Source organism: Streptomyces sp. NPDC002926, assembly GCF_053591755.1.
In genome coordinates this window covers 18,263-40,418 of sequence record NZ_JBSFUK010000019.1, presented here as the reverse complement: position 1 = coordinate 40,418, position 22,156 = coordinate 18,263, and the positions used below count along the sequence as shown (strand labels likewise).

Here is a 22,156-nt window from a genome sequence, read left to right as displayed (position 1 = left end):
CAGCCCGCCGGGCACGGCTCTTTTTTTGCCCCGGGCACGGCCGTGAAGGCCCCTTGACACCCTCCTCGGCGACCGGCATCGTGAGTTGCGCAACCTGAAGCATGTTGCGCTCACAGCAACTGGACTGCTTAAAGGCGGAGGTGCGGCGATGGCGGGACCCCGAGTGGTCATCATCGGAGCGGGCGTCGTGGGAGCGGCGCTCGCGGACGAACTGTCCTTCGCGGGCTGGACCGACATCACGGTCGTCGACCAAGGGCCCCTCCCCGCCACCGGCGGCTCGTCGTCCCACGCGCCGGGGCTGGTCTTCCAGACGAACTCCTCGAAGACCATGACCGAGCTCGCCCGCTACACCGTCGAGAAGTTCTGCAGCCTCGACGTCGACGGACAGCCCTGCTTCCTGCAGGTCGGCGGACTCGAGGTGGCCACCACCCCCGAGCGCCTCACCGAGCTGCACCGCCGCCACGGCTGGGTCACCGCCTGGGGTGTCGAGTCCCGGCTGCTGAGCCCGGAGGAGTGCATCGAACTGCACCCGCTGGTGGACCGCGGCCGCGTCCTCGGCGGCCTCCTGGTCCCCACCGACGGCCTGGCCAAGGCGGTACTCGCCGTCGAGGCCCAGATCCGGCGGGCCACCGAGCGCGGCGTACGCTTCCTCGCCCGCCACGAAGTCCTCGACGTCGTACACAGCGAGGGCGAGGTCAGCGCCGTCGTCGTCACCGACCTGGGATCCCCCACGCCGCGGGCCACGGGAGAGATCCCCGCCGACATCGTCGTGTGCTGCGCCGGCATCTGGGGCCCGAAGATCGCCCGCATGGTCGGCATGAACCTGCCGCTGACCCCGCTCGCACACCAGCTCGCCTGGACCGGCCCCGTCCCCGCGCTTGAGGGCCAGGCCGAGGAGGCCGTCCGGCCGATCCTGCGCCACCAGGACGCGGACCTGTACTACCGCGACCGCTTCGACCGCATCGGTATCGGCTACTACGGCCACCGGCCCATGCCCGTCGACCCGGAGGACATCGCCTCGGTGGACGAGGCCGAGCAGATGCCCTCCGTCCTGAAGTTCACCGAGGACGACTTCGCCGAAGCCTGGGCCGAGACGCAGGCACTGCTGCCCGCCACCCGCGAAACCAAGATCGAAGAGGGCATCAACGGCCTCTTCTCCTTCACCACCGACGGACTGCCGCTGCTGGGTGAATCACCGGACGTCAAGGGCTTCTGGGTCGCCGAGGCCGTGTGGGTCACCCACTCGGCCGGCGTGGCCCGCGCGGTGGCCGAATGGCTCGTGGACGGTCACTGCTCGTCCTTCGATCTGCACGAGTGCGACGTCAACCGCTTCGAGCCGCACCAGCTCTCCCCGGAGTACGTCCTGGCCCGCGACTGCCAGAACTTCGTCGAGGTCTACGACATCCTCCACCCCCTCCAGCCGGCCGGCGCGCCACGCCCCCTGCGCACCAGCCCCTTCTACGGCCGCCAGCAGGAACTCGGCGCGGTCTTCCTGGAGGCCACGGGCTGGGAGCGGCCCCAGTGGTACGGAGCCAACGAGCACCTGGCAGCCGGGCGTGCCATTCCCACGCCGGGCGACTGGGCAGCCCGCTACTGGTCGCCCATCGTCGGCGCGGAGGCCCAGACCACGCGCGAGACGGTCGCGATGTACGACATGACGGCACTCAAGCGCCTGGAAGTCACCGGTCGCGGCGCCGCCGCCTTCCTTCAGCGACTGTGCACCGGCAATGTCGACAAGTCGGTCGGCTCGGTGACGTACACCCTGCTCCTCGACGAAGGCGGACGCATCCGCAGCGACATCACCGTCGCCCGCCTCGGCCGCGACCACTTCCAGGTCGGCGCCAACGGCAACCTGGACCTCGACTGGTTCGGCCGGCACCTGCCGGCGGACGGGTCGGTCCAGGTGCGCGACATCACCGCCGGCACCTGCTGCATCGGTCTGTGGGGCCCACTGGCCCGCGAGGTCCTCCAGCCGCTCGCCGACGCGGACTTCTCGGGCGACGGTCTGAAGTACTTCCGCGCCAAGCGCGCCCACATCGGCTCCGTCCCCGTCACCGCGATGCGCCTGTCGTACGTCGGCGAACGCGGCTGGGAGCTGTACACCACCGCCGACATGGGCCTGAAACTGTGGGACACCCTGTGGCGGGCCGCCCAGCCCCTCGGTGGCATCGCCGCCGGTCGCGGCGCCTTCAACAGCCTCCGTCTGGAGAAGGGTTACCGCTCCTTCGGCACCGACATGACCTATGAGCACGACCCCTACGAGGCGGGCGTCGGCTTCGCCGTCAAGCTCGACAAGGACGACTTCATCGGAAAGGCCGCGCTGGAACGGCGCAAGGCCGATGTGCGCCGCCGCCTGACCTGTCTGACCATCGACGATCCGCAGGCCGTGGTCATGGGCAAGGAGCCGGTGTACGACGGCGACCGCCCCGTCGGCTACGTCACCAGTGCCGCGTACGGCTACACGATCGGCAAGGGCATCGCCTATGCCTGGCTGCCCGCCGAGCTCGCCACGGCCGGCACCGCCCTGCACATCGGCTCCTTCGACCGGCGCGTGGAAGCGGTCGTCGCCGACGAGCCGCTGTTCGACCCCTCCATGTCCCGCCTGCGCGGCTGAGCCCCCACCCGTAAGAAGAGGAGCGATGTGAACGCACGGATCCTGGACGGCAAGCGGACCGCGGCGGCGATCCGCACCGAACTCGCCGAGCGCGTCGCCAAGCTGGCCGCGCGGGGCATCACACCGGGCCTCGGCACCGTACTGGTCGGCGACGACCCCGGCAGCCACGCCTACGTCGCCGGTAAGCACCGCGACTGCGAACAGGCAGGCATCGGCTCCATCCGGCGCGAACTGCCCGCCGACGCGACGCAGGAGCAGGTGGAGGCCGTCATCGACGACCTCAACGCCGACCCCGCCTGCACCGGCTACATCGTCCAGCTGCCGCTGCCCCGGGGCCTGGACGCCAACGCGGTCCTGGAACGCATGGACCCGGCCAAGGACGCCGACGGTCTGCACCCCGTCAGCCTCGGCCGCCTTGCCCTCGGCGTCCGGGCCCCGCTGCCCTGCACCCCGCGCGGCATCGTGGAACTGCTCCGACGCCACGACGTCCCCCTCGCCGGAGCGCGGGTCTGCGTCATCGGGCGGGGCATCACCGTCGGGCGGCCGATCGGGCTGCTGCTCACCCGTAAGTCCGAGAACGCCACCGTGACCCTGTGCCACACCGGGACCAAGGGTCTCGCCTGGCACGTACGCGAGGCGGACATCGTCATCGCGGCCGCCGGATCGCCCGGACTCATCACCGCCAAGATGCTCCGGCCCGGCGCCGTCGTGCTCGACGTCGGCATCACCCGCACCGACGAGGGGCTGATCGGCGATGTGCACCCGGATGCCGCCCGAGTCGCCGGATGGGTCGCGCCCATGCCCGGCGGCGTAGGACCCATGACGCGGGCCATGCTGCTCGCCAATGTCGTTGAGGCCGCCGAGAGGAACGCCGCATGAACCCGCTGAACGCGCCGCTCGCCGAGGTGGACCCCGAGGTCCATGCCGCAGTCTCCGCGGAGCTGGACCGCCAGCAGTCGACCCTGGAAATGATCGCGTCGGAGAACTTCGCCCCCTCGGCGGTCATGGAGGCCCAGGGGTCGGTCATGACGAACAAGTACGCCGAGGGCTACCCCGGCCGCCGCTACTACGGCGGCTGTGAACACGTCGACGTGACCGAGCGGCTGGCCATCGAACGCGTCAAGTCGCTCTTCGGCGCCGGATTCGCCAATGTACAGCCACACTCGGGCGCGCAGGCCAACACCGCAGTCTTCTTCGCCCTGCTGAAGCCCGGCGACACCGTCCTCGGCCTCGACCTCGCGCACGGCGGGCATCTGACCCACGGTATGCGCATCAACTACAGCGGCAAGATGCTCAATGTGGTGCCGTACCACGTCGACGAGAGAGACAACCTGGTCGACATGGAGGAGGTGGAGCGGCTCGCCAAGGAGCACAGCCCCAAGATGATCATCGCGGGCTGGTCGGCGTATCCCCGGCAGCTGGACTTCGCGGCGTTCCGGCGGATCGCCGACGAAGTGGGCGCGTATCTGATGGTCGACATGGCCCACTTCGCCGGGCTCGTGGCCGCCGGGCTGCACCCCACTCCCGTACCGCACGCCCATGTCACCACCACGACCACGCACAAGACACTCGGCGGCCCGCGCGGGGGCGTCATCCTCACCAATGAGGCCGACCTCGCCAAGAAGATCAACTCGGCGGTGTTCCCCGGTATGCAGGGAGGCCCGCTGGAGCATGTCATCGCCGCGAAGGCGGTGTCGTTCAAGTTCGCCGCGTCTCCGGAGTTCGCCGAGCGGCAGGCCCGCACGCTGGCCGGCGCCCGCATCCTCGCCGAGCGGCTCACGCGGCCCGACGCGGCCGCGGCCGGAGTCAGCGTCCTCACCGGCGGCACCGATGTCCATCTGGTCCTGGTCGACCTCAGGGAGTCGGAACTGGACGGGAAGCAGGCGGAAGACCTGCTCCACGACATCGGCATCACGGTCAACCGCAACGCCGTTCCCTTCGATCCCCGTCCTCCCATGGTCACTTCCGGGCTGCGTATCGGCACCCCCGCGCTGGCCACCCGCGGCTTCACCGAAGAGGACTTCGCCGAGGTCGCCGATGTGATCGCGCTCGCTCTCCAGCCCACGCCGGACGCCGCCGCGCTCCGCGCCCGTGCGCAGACACTGGCCGCCAAACACCCGCTGTACCCGCACCTTTCAGGAGACGCCCGATGAGCCCCCGCACCCCGGGCGCCGACCTCCCCGAGCACCCCGACTGGCTGTGGCGCACACCCGAGCCGAAGCGGTCGTACGACGTGGTGATCGTGGGCGGCGGCGGACACGGCCTCGCGACCGCTCACTACCTGGCGAAGAACCACGGCATCACCAATGTGGCCGTGCTGGAGAAGGGCTGGCTCGCGGGCGGCAACATGGCCCGCAACACCACCATCATCCGTTCCAACTACCTGTGGGACGAGAGCGCCGGAATCTACGAGCACGCCCTCAAACTCTGGGAGGGGCTGGCGGACGAACTCGACTACCCGATTCTCTTCTCCCAGCGCGGTGTGCTGAACCTCGCCCACAGCCTGCAGGACGTCCGCGACAGTGTGCGCCGTGTCGAGGCCAACCGGCTCAACGGCGTCGACGCCGAATGGCTGGACCCGCGGCAGGTCAAGGACGTCTGCCCCATCGTCAACATCTCGCCCGACGTGCGGTATCCGGTGATGGGCGGCACCTACCAGCCGCGGGCCGGCATCGCCAAGCACGATCACGTCGCCTGGGGGCTGGCGCGCTCCGCCGACGCCGCCGGCATCGACATCATCCAGAACTGCGAAGTCACCGGCATGGACATAGAGGGTGGCCGGGTCGTCGGTGTGCAGACCACGCTCGGACCCATCGCGGCCGGCAAGGTGGCGCTCTGCTCCGCCGGGCACACCTCGGTGCTGGCCGCCATGGCGGGCTTCGAACTGCCACTGCAGAGCCACCCGTTGCAGGCGCTGGTGTCCGAGTTGCTCGAGCCGGTGCACCCCACCGTGGTCATGTCCAACGCCGTGCATGTGTACGTCAGCCAGGCCCACAAGGGCGAACTGGTGATGGGCGCGGGCATCGACGCGTACAACGCCTACACCCAGCGCGGTGCCTTCCACATCATCGAACACCAGATGTCCGCCGCACTGGAACTCTTCCCGGTCTTCGCCCGAGCCCATGTGCTGCGTACCTGGGGCGGCATCGTCGATGTCAGCCCGGACGCCTCGCCGATCGTCGGGCTGAGCCCGGTCGACAACCTCTACCTCAACTGCGGCTGGGGGACCGGCGGGTTCAAAGCCACCCCGGGCGTCGGCTGGGTCTACGCCCACACCATTGCCCACGACACCCCCCACCACCTCAACGCCCCCTTCTCGCTCGACCGATTCACCACCGGCGCGCTCGTCGACGAGCACGGCGCGGCCGCGGTGGCCCACTGAGGAGCCGAATCGATGCTGCTCATCCCATGCCCATGGTGCGGGCCCCGTGACGAGGCCGAATTCCACTACGGCGGTCAGGCGCACGTGCCCTATCCCGAGGCTCCTGCCGACCTGACCGACCAGGAGTGGGCCCGCTACGTCTTCTTCCGCGACAACCCCAGAGGTCCGTTCGCGGAGCGCTGGAGCCATGCGGCCGGATGCCGTCGCTGGTTCAACGCTGTGCGCAATACGGCGACGAACGAGATCCTGGCGGTGTACCGAGCGGGCGCGCCGCGTCCGGAACCGGCGGCCTCCCCTTCAGCCGGCAGGGTCGGCGGACAGGCTGCCCCGCACAATCCAGCCCCTCCGGCGTTCGAGGAGCGGGGTCCAGGGGCGGAGCCCCTGGTTACGGGAAAGGGCGGAGTGGGGGAGTCGACACCCGCCCCCACCACCGGCACCGGCACTCAGCACTTCCGCCGTACCACGGGCGGTCGCGTCGCCCGCGACGAACCGCTCACGTTCACCTTCGACGGCACGACGTACGAAGGCTTCCGCGGTGACACCCTTGCCTCCGCGCTGCTCGCCAACGGGATCATCCAGGCCGGGACCAGCATCAAGCTCGGACGCCCGCGCGGCATCTTCTCCGCCGGAGTCGAGGAGCCCAACGCGGTCGTCCAGATCGAGGAGCCGTTCCCCGAGCCCATGCTGCCCGCGACGGTGGTGGAGTTGTACGACGGGCTCGTCGCGACCAGCCTGCCCGGTCAGGGACGACTCGCCACCGAGCCCGACCCCGCCCGGTACGACGCCGTCCATGCCCACTGCGACCTGCTCGTCGTCGGCGCGGGACCGGCCGGACTCGCGGCCGCCTCCGCCGCCGCCCGCAGCGGCGCGCGCGTCATCCTCGCCGACGACCAGCCCGAGCCGGGCGGCAGTCTCCTCGGAACAGGTCAACTCCTGGACTGGGCAGCCGGGATCGAGGCGCTGCTCGAAGCCGCACCGGAAACCCGCATCCTGCGCCGTACCACCGTCTTCGGCTACTACGACGACAATCACGTCCTCGCCGTCGAGCGCCGCACCAACCACCTCGGCGGCGAAGCCCCCGCGCATGTCTCCCGCGAGCGTGTCTGGCGCATCCGCGCCCGCCGCGTCGTCCTGGCCACCGGAGCCCACGAGCGCTCGCTGGCCTTCGCCGACAACGACCGCCCCGGCGTCATGCTGGCGGCCTCGGCCCGTACGTACGCCAACCGCTACGGCGTCCTGCCCGGCAGCCGCGCCGTCGTCTTCACCACCAACGACAGCGCCTACGCGGCCGCGCTCGACCTGGCGGCGGCGGGCGTGGACATCGCGGCCGTCGTCGACACCCGCCCCGAACCGGGGGAGTGGGCGCGCCGCGCCCAGGACGCCGGGATCGAGGTGCTGGCGGGGCATGCCGTCGTCGGCACCGAGGGCGATCAGCGGCTGTCGGCGGTGACCGTCGCTCCGTACGGAGAGGCCGCGGGGCACCGCGAGTTCGCCGCCGACCTGCTGCTGGTCTCCGGCGGATGGAACCCCGTCGCGCATCTGTTCAGCCAGGCGGGCGGAAAGCTGCGCTACGACGACACGCTCGGCACCTTCGTCCCCGGCTCGTGCCCTCAGGCGGTCGAGGTCGCAGGCTCCGTTGCCGGCGTCTTCGATCTGCCCGGCGTCCTGGCTCAAGGCTCCGCGGCGGGCGCCCGCGCGATCGAGGCCGAGGGCTACCTGGCCCGAGCCCCCGAGCTCCCGGTCGTGACCGGCGAACCGCAGTCCCCACCCATGCAGGTATTCGTCGTCCCCGGCGCCGCCGGCGCGCACCGCTTCGTCGACCTTCAGCGCGATGTCACCGTCGACGACCTCGCCCGCGCGACCGGCGCCGGTATGCGCTCGGTCGAGCACACCAAGCGCTACACCACCGCAGGCACCGCCAATGACCAGGGCAAGACGTCCGGCGTCCTGGCGAGCGGCACCGTCGCCCAGCTCCTGGGCGTGGACATATCCGCCCTCGGCACGACGACGTTTCGCCCCCCGTACACACCCGTCTCCTTCGCCACCCTCGCGGGCCGCGACCGTGGCGCGCTGCATGACCCTGTGCGCGTGACCGCCCTGCACGACTGGCATGTCGACCACGGCGCGCTCTTCGAGAACGTCGGTCAGTGGAAGCGGCCCTGGTACTACCCCCAGGAGGGTGAGGACATGTCGGCCGCCGTGCTGCGTGAGTGCCGCGCCGCCCGCGAGGGTGTCGCCTTCATGGACGCCTCCACGCTCGGCAAGATCGACGTGCAGGGGCCGGACGCCGCCGTCCTTCTCGACCGGCTCTACACCAACATGATGAGCACTCTCAAAGTCGGCATGATCCGCTACGGCGTCATGTGCCGCCTCGACGGCATGATCTTCGACGACGGCACCGTCATCCGCCTCGCCGAGGACCGTTTCCTTGTCACCACCACGACCGGAAACGCCGCCGCCGTCCTGGACTGGATGGAGGAATGGCTGCAGACCGAGTGGCCCGAACTACGCGTCCACTGCACCTCCGTCACCGAACAGTGGGCCACCGTCGCCCTCGTCGGCCCCCGCTCCCGCGACGTACTGGGTGCCCTCGCACCGGAACTCGCCGTGGACAACGACAGCTTCCCGTTCATGGCATGGCGCGAGTCGGCCGTCGCCGAAATCCGGGCGCGCATCTGCCGGATCAGCTTCTCCGGCGAACTGGCCTACGAGATCAACGTGTCGCCGTGGGACGCCCGCGCACTGTGGGAGGCGCTGCACGCGGCAGGGAGCCCGTTCGGAATCACCCCGTACGGCACCGAGACCATGCACGTCCTGCGCGCCGAGAAGGGCTATCCGATCATCGGCCAGGACACCGACGGCACCGTCACCCCGCAGGACCTCGGAATGAGCTGGGTGGTGTCCAAGAAGAAGCCCGATTTCATCGGCAAGCGGTCCCACGCGCGCGCCGACACCACACGCGGCGACCGCAAGCACCTCGTCGGCCTGCTGCCCGAGGACCCGGACTCCTTCCTCCCCGAGGGAACGCATCTGGTCGCCGACAGCGTGCTCCCCGAGCCGCCGGTGCCGATGCTCGGCCATGTCACATCCAGCTACCACAGCGCGGCGCTCGGCCGCACCTTCGCGCTCGCCCTGATCAAGGGCGGCCGGGACCGCATGGGTGAGCGGCTGTACGCGCCCGTGGGCGACCGTCTGGTCCCGGTGACGGTCGCGAGCCCCGTTCTCTACGACCCCGAGGGAGCCCGCCGCGATGGCTGACACCGCAACCCGTCACAGCCCGCTGGAGCACGCCGCCGGCCGCTTCGCCGCCGTCACCCGCGCCTCGGGCGGCGCCCTGCGACTGGCCGAACTGCCCTTCCTCGCCCAGGTCAATGTCCGGCTCGACCCCAAGGGGGCGGCTGCCGACGCCGTCGGGCTTGCTCTGGGTCTCCAACTTCCCCTCGAGCCGGACACCGTCGTACACGCCGGTGACCGCTCAGCACTCTGGCTCGGCCCCGACGAATGGCTCGTCGTCGGGCCGCCCGGCGGACAGTCGGGCCTGGAGAACCGGATCAGGGCGGCTGCCGGAGACGAACCGGCAGCGGTCACCGACGTCTCCGCCCAGCGCACCACCCTGCTTGTCACCGGCCCCCGCGCCCGGGACCTGCTGGCCCACGGCTGCCCGCTCGACCTGCACCCACGTGCGTTCGGCCCCGGACGCTGCGCCCAGACCACGCTGGCCCGCGCACAGGTCGTGCTGGTCGCACGGGACGAGTCCCGGGCCGGCTTCTGGTTGCTGGTCCGTTCGTCCTTCGCCGGGTATCTGGCGGACTGGCTGCTGGACGCCGCGTCGGAGTACGTCTGACGGAGCGGGCGGGCGGACGCGGGTCTTGGATCAGTTCCAGCTCTGCTTGTAGTGCATGCGGAATTCGCGGCGGTCTTGTGCCGTCCAGATGGCACGGGTGGCGATGAGACCCGTGAGGCTGATGGCGATGACGATGATGCCGGGCGCGAGAGTCTCGGTGTCGATGATGCTCGTGACCCGGGTGGGGCCGTTCGAGCCGTTCGACTGTCCGGGGACGAGGGGCGTGTCGCCCCCGGCGCCGGCGCCGGTTTGAGTGTTGTCGGGCGGTGGGGGCGTGGGGTTGTTGGACGGAGCCCCGGCCGAGGTGTTGTTGTCCGAGGGCGCGGTGCCGGTGAGGCGGACGCCGAGGGCGGCCATGGCTGCGGTGGCGGGCTGGAAGTAGGTGGTTCCGCCGTTGCGGCAGTCGCCGTCGCCGCCGGAGGTGATGCCGAGGGCGATGCCCTGGGCGATGAGGGGGCCGCCGCTGTCGCCGGGTTCGGCGCAGACGGTGGTTTCGATGAGTCCGGTGACGGTGCCTTCGGGGTAGTTGACGGTGGCGTTGAGGCCGGTGACTTTGCCGGTGCGCAGACCGGTGGTGCTGCCGCTGCGGAAGACTTGCTGGCCGACGAAGGGGTCGGCGGCCGACGTGATCTGCACTCCTTGGCCGTCACCTATGTTCACGACGTTGGGGCCGACGGGAGCCTGGTTGTTCTGGTACCGGATGAGCGCGTAGTCGGTGCCGGGGAAGTCGCTGGCGGTCATGGTGCCGACTTGCTGGGTACCGCGGTTGCCGCTGAACCACGTGCTGCCGGCCGGTCCGCAGTGTCCTGCCGTGAGGACGAACGTGTCGGAGCCGTTGGTCACGTTGAATCCGGCGGAGCAGCGCCCCGCCTGGTCGAGGATCGGCTCGGCACCGTTGACCCTTGTGGTGAAGGTGCCCTGAGTGCGCTGCATCTTCACGAAGCCGCCGACCTCCTCGGCGGTCTTTGAGAGGTGCTGCCAGTCGGCGGGGGAGACGGTGGAGTCGGCCTGCACCACCACGGTGTTGGTCTTGTAGTCCATCCTCCACGCAGTCCCGGGCACCCGGCGGGCCTGGCCCAACGTGTCGGTGGCCGAGCGGAGTTGCCGCATGCTGTGGCGGACGATCTCGGCATGCGCCCCGGCCCGCTTGACCTCGGCAGCCGCACTTGTGTCGGTGACAGCGACGACCGGGCGCCCGTCCGAGCCGATCCAGGTTCCTGCGGTACGGGAGGTGCCGAGCTCGGAGACGAGACCGGCCCCGAGTTCATTGCCCTGTGATGTGCCGCCTGCGGCTTCTGGCCGGCTGGGGGGTTCACTTGCCACAGCGTTGGTGATCATGAAGGTGCCGCTGAGCAATCCGCCGACGGCTGCCAGCCGCGCGATGCGTTGCAGCCTGCGTCGTGCGTGCGCCATCCGCCAGCCCCTCTGTCGTCCCATCACGGCATGTGCAACACCGAGGGGCCCGGAGTGGACCAAGCCCCCCTTCCATACGCGGCGCGCTGCCGTGTGGTTCACCGCAGCCCTCGACAGGATGGCCGGAGGGTGGGTCGGTTGTGCCGGGCGGGGCGGTTCCCGTGGGGTCCGCAAGCTCTGGCCGGGGGCTGCGAGCCCTGTCCGGGCCCGCAATTTTCCCATTCACCGGGCATACCGGACCGCGGGACCCGACCAGGACGCCGGAACTCGGGCCCCTCGCCTGTCGGCAGCCATCCCACCCGAGCCGGGACAACTCATCAGCAGCGAACCGTCGTTGAGGACATCCGCCAACCTCAGGGGCTGCTGGGGGCTGACGCCCAGCCGTGGGCCGGTCCGGCTGTGGCCGAAGACTGCAGTGCGCCTCGTCTGAGGGTTCACTGGTCGTGCACAGGTTCGTCGACCATACTGCCCGTCGTGGAGCAGCGCGTAGATCCAAAAGACATCCCGCTCGAGTACGCCGCGGGGACAGACCCGGCGTACATCCCTGGCCTCACGGCCCCCCGCTCTGCCGGGACGCGTGAGGTGGAGGAGGCGGACGAGCCAGTCCCGGAGCCGACCGAGGAGCGACGGTCCGACCCGGCCGTCCCTGAGGATGCACCCACCCCCGGCGAGGAGGATGCCGTCAGCGGGACGGGGGAGGAGGTGAGCGGCCCAGTCTTCGAGGTCAGTGACCGCCGCGGTTCGGTCAGGGCGGACCGCGACGGCGTCCGGTTCCGGCTGGACGAAGAAGAGGCCGAGTTCCGGTGGGACGAAATCGGTGCCGTCGAGACCAAGTCCAGCCGACTCGGGCGTCGGTTCACGGTCACGGTCCACTTGACGACCCGCCGATGGTTCAACGCCGAGGTCGAGGCCCCGGCCAGGAGTCTTCTCAAGGAGTGGGTGGTGGAACTCGACGCAGTTCTGGACGCCTACTTCGAGGAATCCTGACCACACATTTCAGCAGGCCTGTTGCGTATCGGGGGATGGGCACCCGGCAGTGGGTCCTCGTCGGAGTTCGCCGGGCCGGGCTCCGACGAGGATCGAGCCGACGCGGGTCTCGACCGTGCGGGGCCGGTCCCTGGTCCGGGGCCGCCACCGTGGTCTGCTCGCACGGGCTCGTGCCGCCCCACCCGCACCGGGTCCCCTCGGCGGCATTCCCGGCCGCCGCCGGCCATGAGGTGACACCGCCGCGGGTCCTGCCGGGGCAACAGCTGGAGCGGGTGAGGTGGCAGGCACAGACGCGTGGCGCGCCTGCCGCATCTCCGCGATGGCGCGTGGCCGGGAAGGTTCACGTTGCCGTCGTCGGTCCGCAGGCGTACCTCGGCCGTCCCTCAGGACTCCTCTTCCATCCGGATGGCGCTCCTGAGGTCCTCGAACGCCTTGCCGGGGTTGTTCTCCTGCATCTCCAACAGCGCGGCGGCGATCGCATCGAGCTTGCGCTGGATCGCGTGCTCGGCCCGCCGTTCCGAGTTCTTGAGCAGGGCCAGAAGCAGCAGGGTGACGGCAGTCATCGATTCTCCGGCCAGCAGCAGCCACTCGTCCGGAAGCTTCAGGGCATGAGCAGTGATGACGAGGGCCACCAAGGCCAAGCACCCTCCGAAGAAGACGGGCGAGCTGGTGAAGTTCGAGGCGTTCTCCGCCAGCCGGGCGAACCGTGCGCGTCTGTCGCCACCTCGGTCGGCGGGATGTTGAAGAGTCATACGACGTGCCTACCCGACCACGCGAAAACATGCAGACCGGCGTGACCGGGGTGTGGGCGCGCGGGGTGCGGAGGCCATGCCCGCCGGGGCCGCCCCGGTGCCGACGTCGCTCCGAGGCGGCCGACCACAGGATGGGGGAAGGCCGCGAGGGACCGAACCGCCGGGTGGCCGTCGCGGTGTCCGCTTTCGGGTGACCCCGTGGCTCGGCGTCGCCATGGCCGGGCCGGCGTACTCAACGATCACAGGGGCCGGGGAGACCTGCCCGAGACGCTGACCGCTGGGAGGGCCTGCCGTGTACATCCTGCTCGTCGCTACCGCCTTCAACAGCCTCACGCAGCGCCTCCACGCCGAACTGAGGGATCGCGGTCACACCGTGGCGGTGGAACTCGCCCTGCACGGCGAGTCCTTGGCGGGCGCCGTACGACGTCATGAGCCGCAGCTCGTCGTCGCGCCGATACTGAAGACGGCGATCCCACGAGAGGTGTGGTCCTCCTGTACATGTCTTGTCGTCCACCCCGGCCCCGTCGGGGACCGCGGGCCTTCGTCCCTCGACTGGGCGATTCAGGGGGACGTCGGCCAGTGGGGTGTGACGGTCCTGCAGGCCAACGCGGAGATGGACGCGGGTGACGTGTGGGCCTCTGTCGCCTGCCCGATGCCGCCGGTGGCCAAGAGCGACCTGTACCGCGGCGAGCTGTCCGACGCGGCGGTCACCGCGGTGATGCTGGCGGTGGAGCGGTTCGCCACCGGGACGTACTCCCCTCGGGCGCAGACGGTGGAAGACGGAGTGGGAACCGGCCGTGCCCGCCCGTATCTCGATCAGAGCGTCCGGCGGATCGACTGGGCGTCGGAGTCCACCGAGACGATCATCCGCAAGCTGCGGGCCGCGGACTCGCAGCCCGGAGTGCTCGACGAACTGCTGGGCGACGAGTGGTACTTGCACGGGGGCCACCCCGAGGGCGAGCTGTGCGGGCATCCCGGCGAACTCCTGGCCACACGCACGGGAGCCGTCTGCCGGGCGACGACGGACGGCGCCGTGTGGATTCCCGAGTTGCGGGCCCGGCGCAGGCCGGGGCAGCCACCCACGTTCAAGCTGCCCGCCGTCACGGCGCTTGCCGGCCGGCTGCCCTCCTTGCCGGAGAGCCCCGCGCCGTCGCGTCTTCCCACACATCGCCGTACCTGGACCGATATCAGCTATCGCGAGGAGCGCAGCGTCGGCTTCCTCTCGTTCTCGTTCTCCGGCGGCGCGATGAGCACGACGCAGTGCCGTCGTCTGCTGGCGACCTATCGAGAGGCCTGCTCGCGTCCCACGTCAGTGCTGGTGCTCGGCGGCAGCCGGGTCTTCTCCAACGGCATCCACCTCAACGTCATCGAGGCGGCCGAAGACCCCGGCGCGGAGTCCTGGGCCAACATCAATGCCATCGACGACCTGGTCGAGGCCGTCCTGACGACTACGGACCGGCTGGTGGTCGCTGCCGTCGGCGGATATGCCGCCGCAGGCGGGTTGATGCTCGCGCTGGCGGCGGACGAGGTGTGGTGCCGATCGGGCACCGTGCTGAATCCGCACTACCGGCTGATGGGCCTGTACGGCTCGGAGTACTGGACGTACACACTGCCGCGCCGGGTCGGTCCGGCGGCGGCCGAGCGTCTGATGCGCCAGGCTCTGCCGGTGAGCGGGATGGCGGGGCAGCGGCTGGGCCTCATCGACCGGCTGGTCGAGTGCACCCCACAGGACTTCACGGCAGAGGTCGGCCGGCTTGCCGGACACCTCGCTTCGCTGCCCGCGGTGCAGTCACGCATCGCTGCGAAGAAGGCCGAACGGGACCACCAGGAGGCTCTCAAGCCGCTCGTTGCCTTCCGGGAGGAGGAGCTGGCCCAAATGCGGCGGACCTTCGCCGACCCGGCCGCCCCCTACCACATGCTGCGCCGCGCATTCGTCCGCAAGGAGAAGCAGCTGCGAACGCCGCAGCATCTGGCACACCCGGTGTGCGGAGCGCGCGTGACGGATCAGCTCCGGTCCGAGGCCCGTGTCACTGATTCGGACCTCGAAAACTCGGCCGCAGCGCCGGATGCCTGTTATCAAGAAGGCTGAGGGCGAAATGCCGACTTTCATGTCATACCTCCCCGAGGGGGCACCCTGATGAATGCAGCAACGCCGACCGCTCAGGACACGGCCGCCGCCGGCGCACCCGCCGACGAGGCTCCCCCGATCCACATTCTCTGGATCAACGCGGGGCTCAGCTGCGACGGTGACTCGGTGGCCCTGACGGCGGCAATGCAGCCGAGCATCGAGGAGATCGTGCTCGGCGCGCTGCCCGGCCTGCCCAAGATCGCTGTCCACTGGCCCCTGATCGACTTCGAATGCGGGCCGGTCGGGGGTGCGGACACGTTCATCGAGTGGTTCTTCAAGGGTGAGCGCGGCGAGATCGACCCCTTCGTCCTGGTGATCGAGGGGTCCGTACCCAACGAGACCATCAAGCCGGAAGGCTACTGGTGCGGCTTCGGCGACGACCCCGAAACCGGCCAGCCGATCACCACCAGTGAATGGATCGACCGGCTCGCCCCCAAGGCGCTGGCTGTCGTCGCGATCGGAACGTGCGCCACCTACGGCGGGATCCACGCCATGGCGGGCAACCCGACCGGTGCGATGGGCGTGCCCGACTACCTGGGCTGGGACTGGACGTCCCAGGCCGGCATCCCGATTGTGTGTGTGCCCGGCTGTCCGATCCAGCCCGACAATTTCTCGGAGACCCTGACCTACCTGCTCTACCAGGCGGCTGGCGCCGCTCCGATGATCCCGCTGGACGACAAGCTCCGGCCGGCCTGGCTGTTCGGCGCCACCGTGCACGAGGGGTGCGATCGTGCGGGCTACTACGAACAGGGACAGTTCGCCCTCACGTACGACTCGCCCAAGTGCCTCGTCAAGCTCGGCTGCTGGGGGCCCGTCGTCAAGTGCAACGTGCCCAAGCGGGGCTGGATGAACGGGATCGGCGGCTGTCCGAACGTCGGCGGCATCTGCATCGCCTGCACCATGCCGGGATTCCCCGACAAGTTCATGCCGTTCATGGACGAACCGCCCGGCGGGAAGGTGTCCAGCGCCGCCAGCGGAGCGTACGGCGCGGTGATCCGCAGGCTGCGGTCGATCACGGCCAAGACCGTGGACAAGGAGCCGAAGTGGCGCCAAAGGGGGCAGAAGCTGACCACCGGGTACCGGCCGCCCTGGTGATCCCCCGCTGAACCGAAGCACATCGCCTCACCGCGCGACCCACCTCCAGCTTGAAGAAGGGCACGGCACTCACGATGGCACCGAAGACAAAGGCGGCCGGCGACGGCAGTGGCCTGGTGGAGATGGCCTGGGATCCGATCACCCGGATCGTGGGCAGTCTCGGCATCCACACAAAGATCGACTTCAAGCAGAAGCGGGTCGCGGAGTGCTACAGCACCTCGTCGGTCTTCCGTGGCTACAGCGTCTTCATGCGCGGCAAGGATCCCCGGGACGCGCATTTCATCACCAGCCGCATCTGCGGGATCTGCGGCGACAACCACGCCACGTGTTCGGTGTACGCCCAGAACATGGCTTACGGGGTGAAGCCTCCGCACCTCGGTGAGCTGATCATCAACCTCGGGGAGTCCGCCGAGTACATGTTCGACCACAACATCTTCCAGGAGAACCTGGTCGGGGTCGACTACTGCGAAAAGATGGTCCGTGAGACCAACCCCGGCGTCCTCGAGCTCGCCGAGCGCACCGAGGCGCCGCACGCCGGGGACCACGGCTACCGCACCATCGCCGACATCATGCGGTCGCTCAACCCCATCGAGGGTGAGTTCTACCGCGAAGCCCTCCAGGTGAGCCGCTACACCCGTGAGATGTTCTGCCTCATGGAGGGCCGCCATGTACACCCCTCCACGCTCTACCCGGGTGGCGTGGGCACCATCGCATCCGTGCAGCTCTTCACGGACTACCTCAGCCGCCTCATGCGCTATGTGGAGTTCATGAAGCGCGTCGTCCCCCTGCACGACGACCTCTTCGACTTCTTCTACGAGGCTCTGCCCGGGTACGAGGAAGTCGGCCGCCGACGAGTGCTGCTCGGCTGCTGGGGAGCGCTCAACGACCCCGAGTACTGCGACTTCACCTACGCCAACATGACCGACTGGGGGCGGCGGATGTTCGTCACCCCCGGCATCATCGTCGACGGCAAGCTTGTCACCAACGACCTCACCGAGATCAACCTCGGTATCCGCATCCTGCTGGGCAGCTCGTACTACGAGGACTGGCAGGGCCAGGAGCAGTTCGTCACCCACGACCCGCTCGGCAACCCCGTCGACCCGCGCCACCCGTGGAACCAGCACACCATCCCCGCCCCGCAGAAGCGGGACTTCAACGACAAGTACAGCTGGGTGATGTCCCCCCGCTGGTTCGACGGAAAGGACTACCTGCCGCTGGACACCGGAGGCGGCCCCATTGCCCGCCTGTGGTCCACGGCGCTGTCCGGGCTCGTCGACGTCGGCTATGTCAAGGCCACCGGCCACAGTGTCGTCATCAATCTGCCGCGCACGATGACCAAGCCCGAAACCACCTTCGAGTGGAAGATCCCGCGCTGGAGCAACGCGCTGGAACGCAACCGCGCCCGCACCTACTTCCAGGCCTACGCCGCGGCCATCGCCCTGCACTGCGCAGAGAAGGGCCTCGAGGAAGTACGCGCCGGCCGCACCCAGACCTGGGAGAAGTTCGAGGTGCCGGACGAGTCCATCGGCTGCGGCTTCACCGAGGCCGTACGCGGTGTCCTCTCCCACCACATGGTCATCCGGGACGGGAAGATCGCCAACTACCACCCGTACCCGCCGACTCCGTGGAACGCCAGCACTCGCGACACGTACGGCACGCCCGGCCCGTACGAGGACGCCGTGCAGAACACACCCATCTTCGAGGAGAACTCCCCGGAGAACTTCAAGGGCATCGACATCATGCGCGCGGTGCGCAGCTTCGACCCCTGTCTGCCCTGCGGCGTTCACATGTACGTCGGCGGCGGAAAGACCGTGAAGTCGATGCACGTACCCACCGGCCTGAGCGGCCTTGCCGGATGAGCGCGGCAGCCCACACCGTCAACTCGCAGGCCGCTGCTGCCACCCGGGTCATGAACGCTGAGCAGGCAGGGCGGCGGGTGGAAGAAGTGCTCGACCGACTGGCCGCCACCGGAGATGAATCGGCGCGTGCCGGGGCCGAGGAACTGGTCCGGGTCCTGATGGACTTCTACGGGGCCGGTCTGGCCCGGATCGTCCGGCTGCTCGATGCCCCCGCCGCCGGCAAGGTCCCGGGCGGCCCCCTGGCCGGGCTGCTGGCGGATGAACTGGTCTCGAGCCTGCTGGTCCTGCACGATCTGCACCCCGAGGACACCGCCACACGCATCGATCGTGCTCTGGACGCGGCCGGTGACCATTCCTGGGAGGTGGCGGGCTTCGACGACTCCTCCGCGACGCTGCGCCTGCGGTCTGCCGGCGGTACGGGCTGCGGCTGCGCCGGCACCGCCGCGGCGTCACAGCAGGCGGTCGAGGACGCTCTCGCCTGCTTCGCACCTGAGGTGGCCGCTGTGGAAGTGGAGACAGGCGCCGCCTCCAGGAGACCGGCGCTGCTCCAGATCGGGACGGCTCCTCCGTCCCGCACGGCGCCCGGACCGGCCGCGGCGAAGACGCGGTGAGCGCGCCTCGGCTCCGGTCGCAGCCTTCCGCGCCGGCCGGTGAACTGCGCGGCCTGCGCCGGTTTCTGACCGAGCGTCCACCCCGGAAGGAACGGTGCGAACTGTGCGGAGTGGCGGTGGCCGACGACCGCCACCGCCACCTGGTGGACACGGACGAACGCGCACTCGCCTGCGCATGCGTCTCGTGTGCCCTCCTGTTCGAGCGGCCCGGCGCCGCGGGTGGCCGCTTCCGGGCGGTGCCGGACCGCTATCTGGCCGACCCGGACCACAGCCTCGACGAGAACGCGTGGGAAATTCTTCAGATCCCGGTCGGCGTCGCCTTCTTCTTCCGCAACGCGGCGCTCGACCGCTTGGTCGCGCTCTACCCGAGTCCGGCCGGCGCGACCGAGAGCGAACTGGAGCCGTCGGCATGGCAGACCGTGCTGGGCGGCAGTCGGCTGGCCGCGCTGCTGGAACCCGACGTGGAGGCGCTCCTGCTGCGCCGAACGCAGGGCCGGGCCGAGTGCTACCTCGTCCCGATTGATATCTGTTACGAACTGGTGGGCCGTATGCGCCTGTTGTGGCAGGGCTTTGACGGCGGAGCCGAGGCGCGGGCCGATCTGGAGGCGTTCTTCGAGCATGTGGGCGGCCGCGCCCGGCCGGTTCATGAGGTGAACCAGACATGACACAGTTCGCCTTCACCTGTACGGACGTACGGGCCGACCAGTACGCCGCCGGTCCGACACTCGTCTTCAGGCTGCGCATCACGGCGTCCGAAAACGCCCGCGTGCACGCCCTGGCCCTGCGCTGCCAGATCCGCATCGAGCCCGCGCGGCGCGGCTACGAGCCCACGGAGGCCGAAGGGCTGGCCGACCTCTTCGGAGAGCGCTCGCGGTGGGGCAGCACGCTTCAGCCGGTTCAGTTCGCCCAGGTCTCGCACATGGTTCCCAGCTTCACGGGAGAGACGGAAACCGACCTCGCGGTGCCGTGCACCTACGACATGGACGTCGCCGCGACCCGGTACTTCAACGCCCTCGAGGCGGGCGAGGTGCCGCTGCTCATGCTGTTCTCCGGAACGGCATTCACCGGGGCGGGCGGCTTCCGCGTCGAGCCCGTGCCGTGGGACCGGGAGGCAGCCTTCCGGATGCCGGTAAAGGTGTGGCAGGAGATGGTCGAGCAGCACTTTCCCGGTTGCGGCTGGATCCGGCTGCCCCGCGACACCGTGGACGCGCTGCTCTCCTTCCGTTCGCAGCGGGCACTTCCCTCCTGGGAGGCGGCCGTCCGGGCCCTGCTGGCCGAGGCCGGTACGCCGGACCTCCCACCGGGCCACGCCCTGGACCGAGCACTGCTGCCACGCGCGACCGGAAGGACGGCACGTTGACGACAACTGCCTTCGCACCGGCGACGGAAGCCCGGTTCGCCGTCGCCCGACAGGTGGCGGACGCGGTGCTCTTCGAGGGCTACGTGCTCTACCCGTACCGCGCCTCGGCGGCCAAGAACCGGCTGCGCTGGCAGTTCGGGGTGCTCGTGCCGCCCGGCTGGGGCGCCGAGTGCGAAGAACACGACTTCCAGCACACCGAGTGTCTGATGGAGCCGAAGGGGGACGCGAATCTCGCTGTCGAGGTCCGTTTCCTGCACGCACAGCGCCGGACCGTGCAACAGGTCCGGCAGGACGGCGGTTTCGAGACGGTGCCCGAGCTCCCTCTCGAGGACCGGGTCCTGGTGCCCTGGGACGAGGGAGTCGAAGAGCGGGTCGAGGTGCTCGCCGGAGTGGAGGAGCTGACAGGAGACGGCGTCACGGTCCCCTTCACCCGTCCTGCCCGCGAGGAGACCGAGCCCGTCCTCGACTCGGCCGGCCGGATGGTCGGCCGTCTGATTCGCCGCTGCGAGGAGATCAGCGGCGCCGTGCGGCTGTCCGCGCGTGAACTCGGCGGGCCCTACCGGGTGATGCGCCTGACCGCTGTCGTGGAGAACACCAGCGGCTGGAGCCCGCCGGACGGTACGGCCGACCGTGACGCCGCGCTGCCGCGCTCGCTGGTGGCCGCGCATCTGCTGATGAGTCTCAGCGCCGGGTCGTTCCTGTCGATGACGGATCCGCCCGAGTGGGCCAAGGGCGCGGTCGCGTCCTGCCGCAACCTGCACACCTGGCCGGTCCTCGCCGGCGAACCCGGCCGCGCGGATCTGGTGCTGTCGTCCCCGATCATCCTGGAGGACCACCCCGCGATCGCCCCGGAGAGCCCAGGGGCGCTCTACGACGCGACAGAGATCGACGAGATCCTCGCGCTGCGCACCGCAGCCCTCACCGACGAGGAGAAGCGCGAGGCCCGGGGCACCGACGAGCGGGCCGCCGCGGTGATCGAACTGGCCGATTCGATGCCCCCTGAAGTCCTTGAACGCCTGCACGGTGCGGTGCGCGCACTGCGCGAGGTGACCGGTCCCGAAGCGCCGGACGCACCCCCGGCGGCCGCCCCTCGCGGCTTTGCCGACGAACATGGCGTGCAGGCCCCGGACACCCCGTGGTGGGACCCGGCGAGCGACTCCGGCTTCGACCCGGCACGCGACCGGATCCTGGTGGACGGCCGGTCGCTGGGCGCAGGCAGCCGCGTGCTGCTGCGCCCGGGCCTGCGGCGCAGTGACGCACAGGACCTGTTCCTGCACGGCCGCAGCGCCAGAGTCGAGGCGGTGCTGCACGACGTGGACGGGGCAGTGCACCTGGCAGTGACCGTCGAGGGTGATCCAGGAGCCGACATCCGCCGCGAGCAGGGCCGCTTCCTGTACTTCCAGCCCGACGAGGTCGCCCCCCTGGAGGACGCATGAGCCGCCCCGACCGGACCAGCGACCGGATTCTGGTCGCCGGGGTCGGAAACATCTTCCTCGGCGACGACGGCTTCGGCGTCGAGACCGTGCGCAGGCTGGCCGCGGAACAGCTGCCCGAGTACGCCGAGGTCGTGGACTTCGGCGTACGGGGCGTACACCTGGCGTACGAGCTTCTCGAGGGCTACGACACCCTCGTCCTGGTCGATGCCACGGCGCGCGGTGGCGAGCCCGGCACGGTGTATCTGATCGAAGCCGACAGCGCGGGCGACATCGAGCCCGAGACCGCCCTGCTGGACGGCCACCGGATGTCCCCCGACGCGGTCCTGGCGCTCCTGGGGACCCTCTGCGCCGGCACCGGCACTCGGCCGCCGCGGCGCACCCTGGTAGTGGGATGTGAACCCGCCGGTGTGGAGGAAGGCATCGGTCTCAGTCCGCCCGTTGCCGCCGCCGTGCCGGAGGCCGTACGGCTGATCATGGGCCTGGTACGGGACGGCAGGCACGAATCGTCCGCGCCACCGGCTGCGGTCGGCGAGGTTGCGAAGTGAGGAGAAGAGCATGAAGAAGACGATCATTGGCAGCGTGGCCGCCGCGACTGCCGCGACGGCTGTGGCTGCTGTTGTCAAGCAGCTCCTGCCGGACGTCATGCGCTATCTGCGCATCCGCAAGATGTGACAC

The 22,156-nt window shown here is 69.9% G+C and carries 18 protein-coding genes; 16 read left to right on the top strand and 2 right to left on the bottom strand.

The window, feature by feature from the left end:
• Nucleotides 1–148 precede the first annotated feature (148 nt).
• Genes ACWDZ6_RS24370 through ACWDZ6_RS24345 form a run of 6 tightly spaced genes read left to right on the top strand, consistent with a single transcriptional unit; the run spans nt 149 to nt 9,840 of the window.
• Nucleotides 149–2,614: a GcvT family protein gene (locus ACWDZ6_RS24370; protein WP_451504502.1), complete on the top strand. Its 2,466-nt coding sequence runs from the start codon at nt 149–151 to the stop codon at nt 2,612–2,614.
• A 27-nt stretch (nt 2,615–2,641) separates the two neighbouring features.
• The gene (locus ACWDZ6_RS24365) at nt 2,642–3,493 is read left to right on the top strand and encodes a bifunctional methylenetetrahydrofolate dehydrogenase/methenyltetrahydrofolate cyclohydrolase (RefSeq protein ID WP_451504501.1); all 852 of its coding nucleotides are present in this window, start codon (nt 2,642–2,644) and stop codon (nt 3,491–3,493) included.
• A complete protein-coding gene (gene glyA, locus ACWDZ6_RS24360) occupies nt 3,490–4,767 on the top strand; it encodes a serine hydroxymethyltransferase (RefSeq protein ID WP_451504500.1) in 1,278 nt (425 codons plus the stop codon). Before ACWDZ6_RS24365 ends, glyA begins: the two co-directional genes overlap by 4 nt.
• Entirely contained in the window at nt 4,764–5,996 is a 1,233-nt protein-coding gene (locus ACWDZ6_RS24355) for a sarcosine oxidase subunit beta family protein (protein ID WP_389185311.1), read from the top strand. Before glyA ends, ACWDZ6_RS24355 begins: the two co-directional genes overlap by 4 nt.
• A gap of 12 nt (nt 5,997–6,008) precedes the next feature.
• Nucleotides 6,009–9,254 carry a sarcosine oxidase subunit alpha family protein gene (locus tag ACWDZ6_RS24350; protein WP_451504499.1) on the top strand — a complete coding sequence of 1,082 codons (3,246 nt, stop codon included), beginning with the start codon at nt 6,009–6,011 and terminating at the stop codon, nt 9,252–9,254.
• Complete coding sequence (locus tag ACWDZ6_RS24345) at nt 9,247–9,840, top strand: sarcosine oxidase subunit gamma (RefSeq protein WP_366732718.1); 594 nt, start codon at nt 9,247–9,249, stop codon at nt 9,838–9,840. Before ACWDZ6_RS24350 ends, ACWDZ6_RS24345 begins: the two co-directional genes overlap by 8 nt.
• Nucleotides 9,841–9,870: 30 nt before the next feature.
• Here the strand turns inward: ACWDZ6_RS24345 and ACWDZ6_RS24340 are convergent, their stop codons facing one another.
• Nucleotides 9,871–11,253 carry a S1 family peptidase gene (locus ACWDZ6_RS24340; protein WP_451504498.1) on the bottom strand — a complete coding sequence of 461 codons (1,383 nt, stop codon included), beginning with the start codon at nt 11,251–11,253 and terminating at the stop codon, nt 9,871–9,873.
• A 474-nt stretch (nt 11,254–11,727) separates the two neighbouring features.
• Here ACWDZ6_RS24340 and ACWDZ6_RS24335 point away from each other — a divergent pair, with 474 nt between their 5' ends.
• On the top strand, nt 11,728–12,240 hold the full coding sequence (locus ACWDZ6_RS24335) for a hypothetical protein (RefSeq protein WP_451504497.1): 513 nt from the start codon (nt 11,728–11,730) through the stop codon (nt 12,238–12,240).
• A 383-nt stretch (nt 12,241–12,623) separates the two neighbouring features.
• Here the strand turns inward: ACWDZ6_RS24335 and ACWDZ6_RS24330 are convergent, their stop codons facing one another.
• Nucleotides 12,624–12,992: a low affinity iron permease family protein gene (locus ACWDZ6_RS24330; RefSeq protein WP_451504496.1), complete on the bottom strand. Its 369-nt coding sequence runs from the start codon at nt 12,990–12,992 to the stop codon at nt 12,624–12,626.
• A gap of 292 nt (nt 12,993–13,284) precedes the next feature.
• Between ACWDZ6_RS24330 and ACWDZ6_RS24325 the strand changes: the two genes are divergently transcribed.
• The 9 genes from ACWDZ6_RS24325 to ACWDZ6_RS24285 all read left to right on the top strand — a co-directional run bounded on the left by ACWDZ6_RS24325 (nt 13,285) and on the right by ACWDZ6_RS24285 (nt 22,153).
• Nucleotides 13,285–15,081, top strand: coding sequence for a hydrogenase maturation protein (locus ACWDZ6_RS24325; RefSeq protein ID WP_451504495.1), 1,797 nt, complete (start codon nt 13,285–13,287; stop codon nt 15,079–15,081).
• Between the two features lie 48 nt (nt 15,082–15,129).
• Nucleotides 15,130–16,215, top strand: a complete 1,086-nt coding sequence (locus ACWDZ6_RS24320; RefSeq protein ID WP_366732723.1) for an NADH-quinone oxidoreductase subunit B family protein — start codon at nt 15,130–15,132, stop codon at nt 16,213–16,215.
• Between the two features lie 74 nt (nt 16,216–16,289).
• Nucleotides 16,290–18,074 (top strand): nickel-dependent hydrogenase large subunit, encoded by a 1,785-nt coding sequence (locus ACWDZ6_RS24315; protein WP_366732724.1) that lies wholly within the window; start codon nt 16,290–16,292, stop codon nt 18,072–18,074.
• Nucleotides 18,071–18,685, top strand: coding sequence for a hypothetical protein (locus ACWDZ6_RS24310; RefSeq protein ID WP_451504494.1), 615 nt, complete (start codon nt 18,071–18,073; stop codon nt 18,683–18,685). Before ACWDZ6_RS24315 ends, ACWDZ6_RS24310 begins: the two co-directional genes overlap by 4 nt.
• Nucleotides 18,682–19,350, top strand: coding sequence for a DUF5947 family protein (locus ACWDZ6_RS24305; protein ID WP_451504493.1), 669 nt, complete (start codon nt 18,682–18,684; stop codon nt 19,348–19,350). The genes ACWDZ6_RS24310 and ACWDZ6_RS24305 overlap by 4 nt, the downstream gene beginning before the upstream one ends.
• A complete protein-coding gene (locus ACWDZ6_RS24300; RefSeq protein ID WP_326654566.1) occupies nt 19,347–20,045 on the top strand; it encodes a DUF6084 family protein in 699 nt (232 codons plus the stop codon). The genes ACWDZ6_RS24305 and ACWDZ6_RS24300 overlap by 4 nt, the downstream gene beginning before the upstream one ends.
• On the top strand, nt 20,042–21,481 hold the full coding sequence (locus ACWDZ6_RS24295) for a hypothetical protein (RefSeq protein ID WP_451504492.1): 1,440 nt from the start codon (nt 20,042–20,044) through the stop codon (nt 21,479–21,481). The genes ACWDZ6_RS24300 and ACWDZ6_RS24295 overlap by 4 nt, the downstream gene beginning before the upstream one ends.
• The gene (locus tag ACWDZ6_RS24290; protein WP_451504491.1) at nt 21,478–22,026 is read left to right on the top strand and encodes a hydrogenase maturation protease; all 549 of its coding nucleotides are present in this window, start codon (nt 21,478–21,480) and stop codon (nt 22,024–22,026) included. Before ACWDZ6_RS24295 ends, ACWDZ6_RS24290 begins: the two co-directional genes overlap by 4 nt.
• Before the next feature lie 10 nt (nt 22,027–22,036).
• Complete coding sequence (locus tag ACWDZ6_RS24285) at nt 22,037–22,153, top strand: DUF6893 family small protein (RefSeq protein ID WP_389185347.1); 117 nt, start codon at nt 22,037–22,039, stop codon at nt 22,151–22,153.
• Nucleotides 22,154–22,156 lie beyond the last annotated feature (3 nt).

Bases quoted from the DNA above. Each gene is read 5' to 3' on its own strand.
- ACWDZ6_RS24370 (WP_451504502.1), top strand. From the start codon at position 149: ATGGCGGGACCCCGAGTGGTCATCATCGGAGCGGGCGTCGTGGGAGCG.
- glyA (WP_451504500.1), top strand. From the start codon at position 3,490: ATGAACCCGCTGAACGCGCCGCTCGCCGAGGTGGACCCCGAGGTCCAT.
- ACWDZ6_RS24355 (WP_389185311.1), top strand. From the start codon at position 4,764: ATGAGCCCCCGCACCCCGGGCGCCGACCTCCCCGAGCACCCCGACTGG.
- ACWDZ6_RS24350 (WP_451504499.1), top strand. From the start codon at position 6,009: ATGCTGCTCATCCCATGCCCATGGTGCGGGCCCCGTGACGAGGCCGAA.
- ACWDZ6_RS24345 (WP_366732718.1), top strand. From the start codon at position 9,247: ATGGCTGACACCGCAACCCGTCACAGCCCGCTGGAGCACGCCGCCGGC.
- ACWDZ6_RS24340 (WP_451504498.1), bottom strand. From the start codon at position 11,253: ATGGCGCACGCACGACGCAGGCTGCAACGCATCGCGCGGCTGGCAGCC.
- ACWDZ6_RS24330 (WP_451504496.1), bottom strand. From the start codon at position 12,992: ATGACTCTTCAACATCCCGCCGACCGAGGTGGCGACAGACGCGCACGG.
- ACWDZ6_RS24320 (WP_366732723.1), top strand. From the start codon at position 15,130: ATGAATGCAGCAACGCCGACCGCTCAGGACACGGCCGCCGCCGGCGCA.
- ACWDZ6_RS24315 (WP_366732724.1), top strand. From the start codon at position 16,290: ATGGCACCGAAGACAAAGGCGGCCGGCGACGGCAGTGGCCTGGTGGAG.
- ACWDZ6_RS24310 (WP_451504494.1), top strand. From the start codon at position 18,071: ATGAGCGCGGCAGCCCACACCGTCAACTCGCAGGCCGCTGCTGCCACC.
- ACWDZ6_RS24300 (WP_326654566.1), top strand. From the start codon at position 19,347: ATGACACAGTTCGCCTTCACCTGTACGGACGTACGGGCCGACCAGTAC.
- ACWDZ6_RS24290 (WP_451504491.1), top strand. From the start codon at position 21,478: ATGAGCCGCCCCGACCGGACCAGCGACCGGATTCTGGTCGCCGGGGTC.
- ACWDZ6_RS24285 (WP_389185347.1), top strand. From the start codon at position 22,037: ATGAAGAAGACGATCATTGGCAGCGTGGCCGCCGCGACTGCCGCGACG.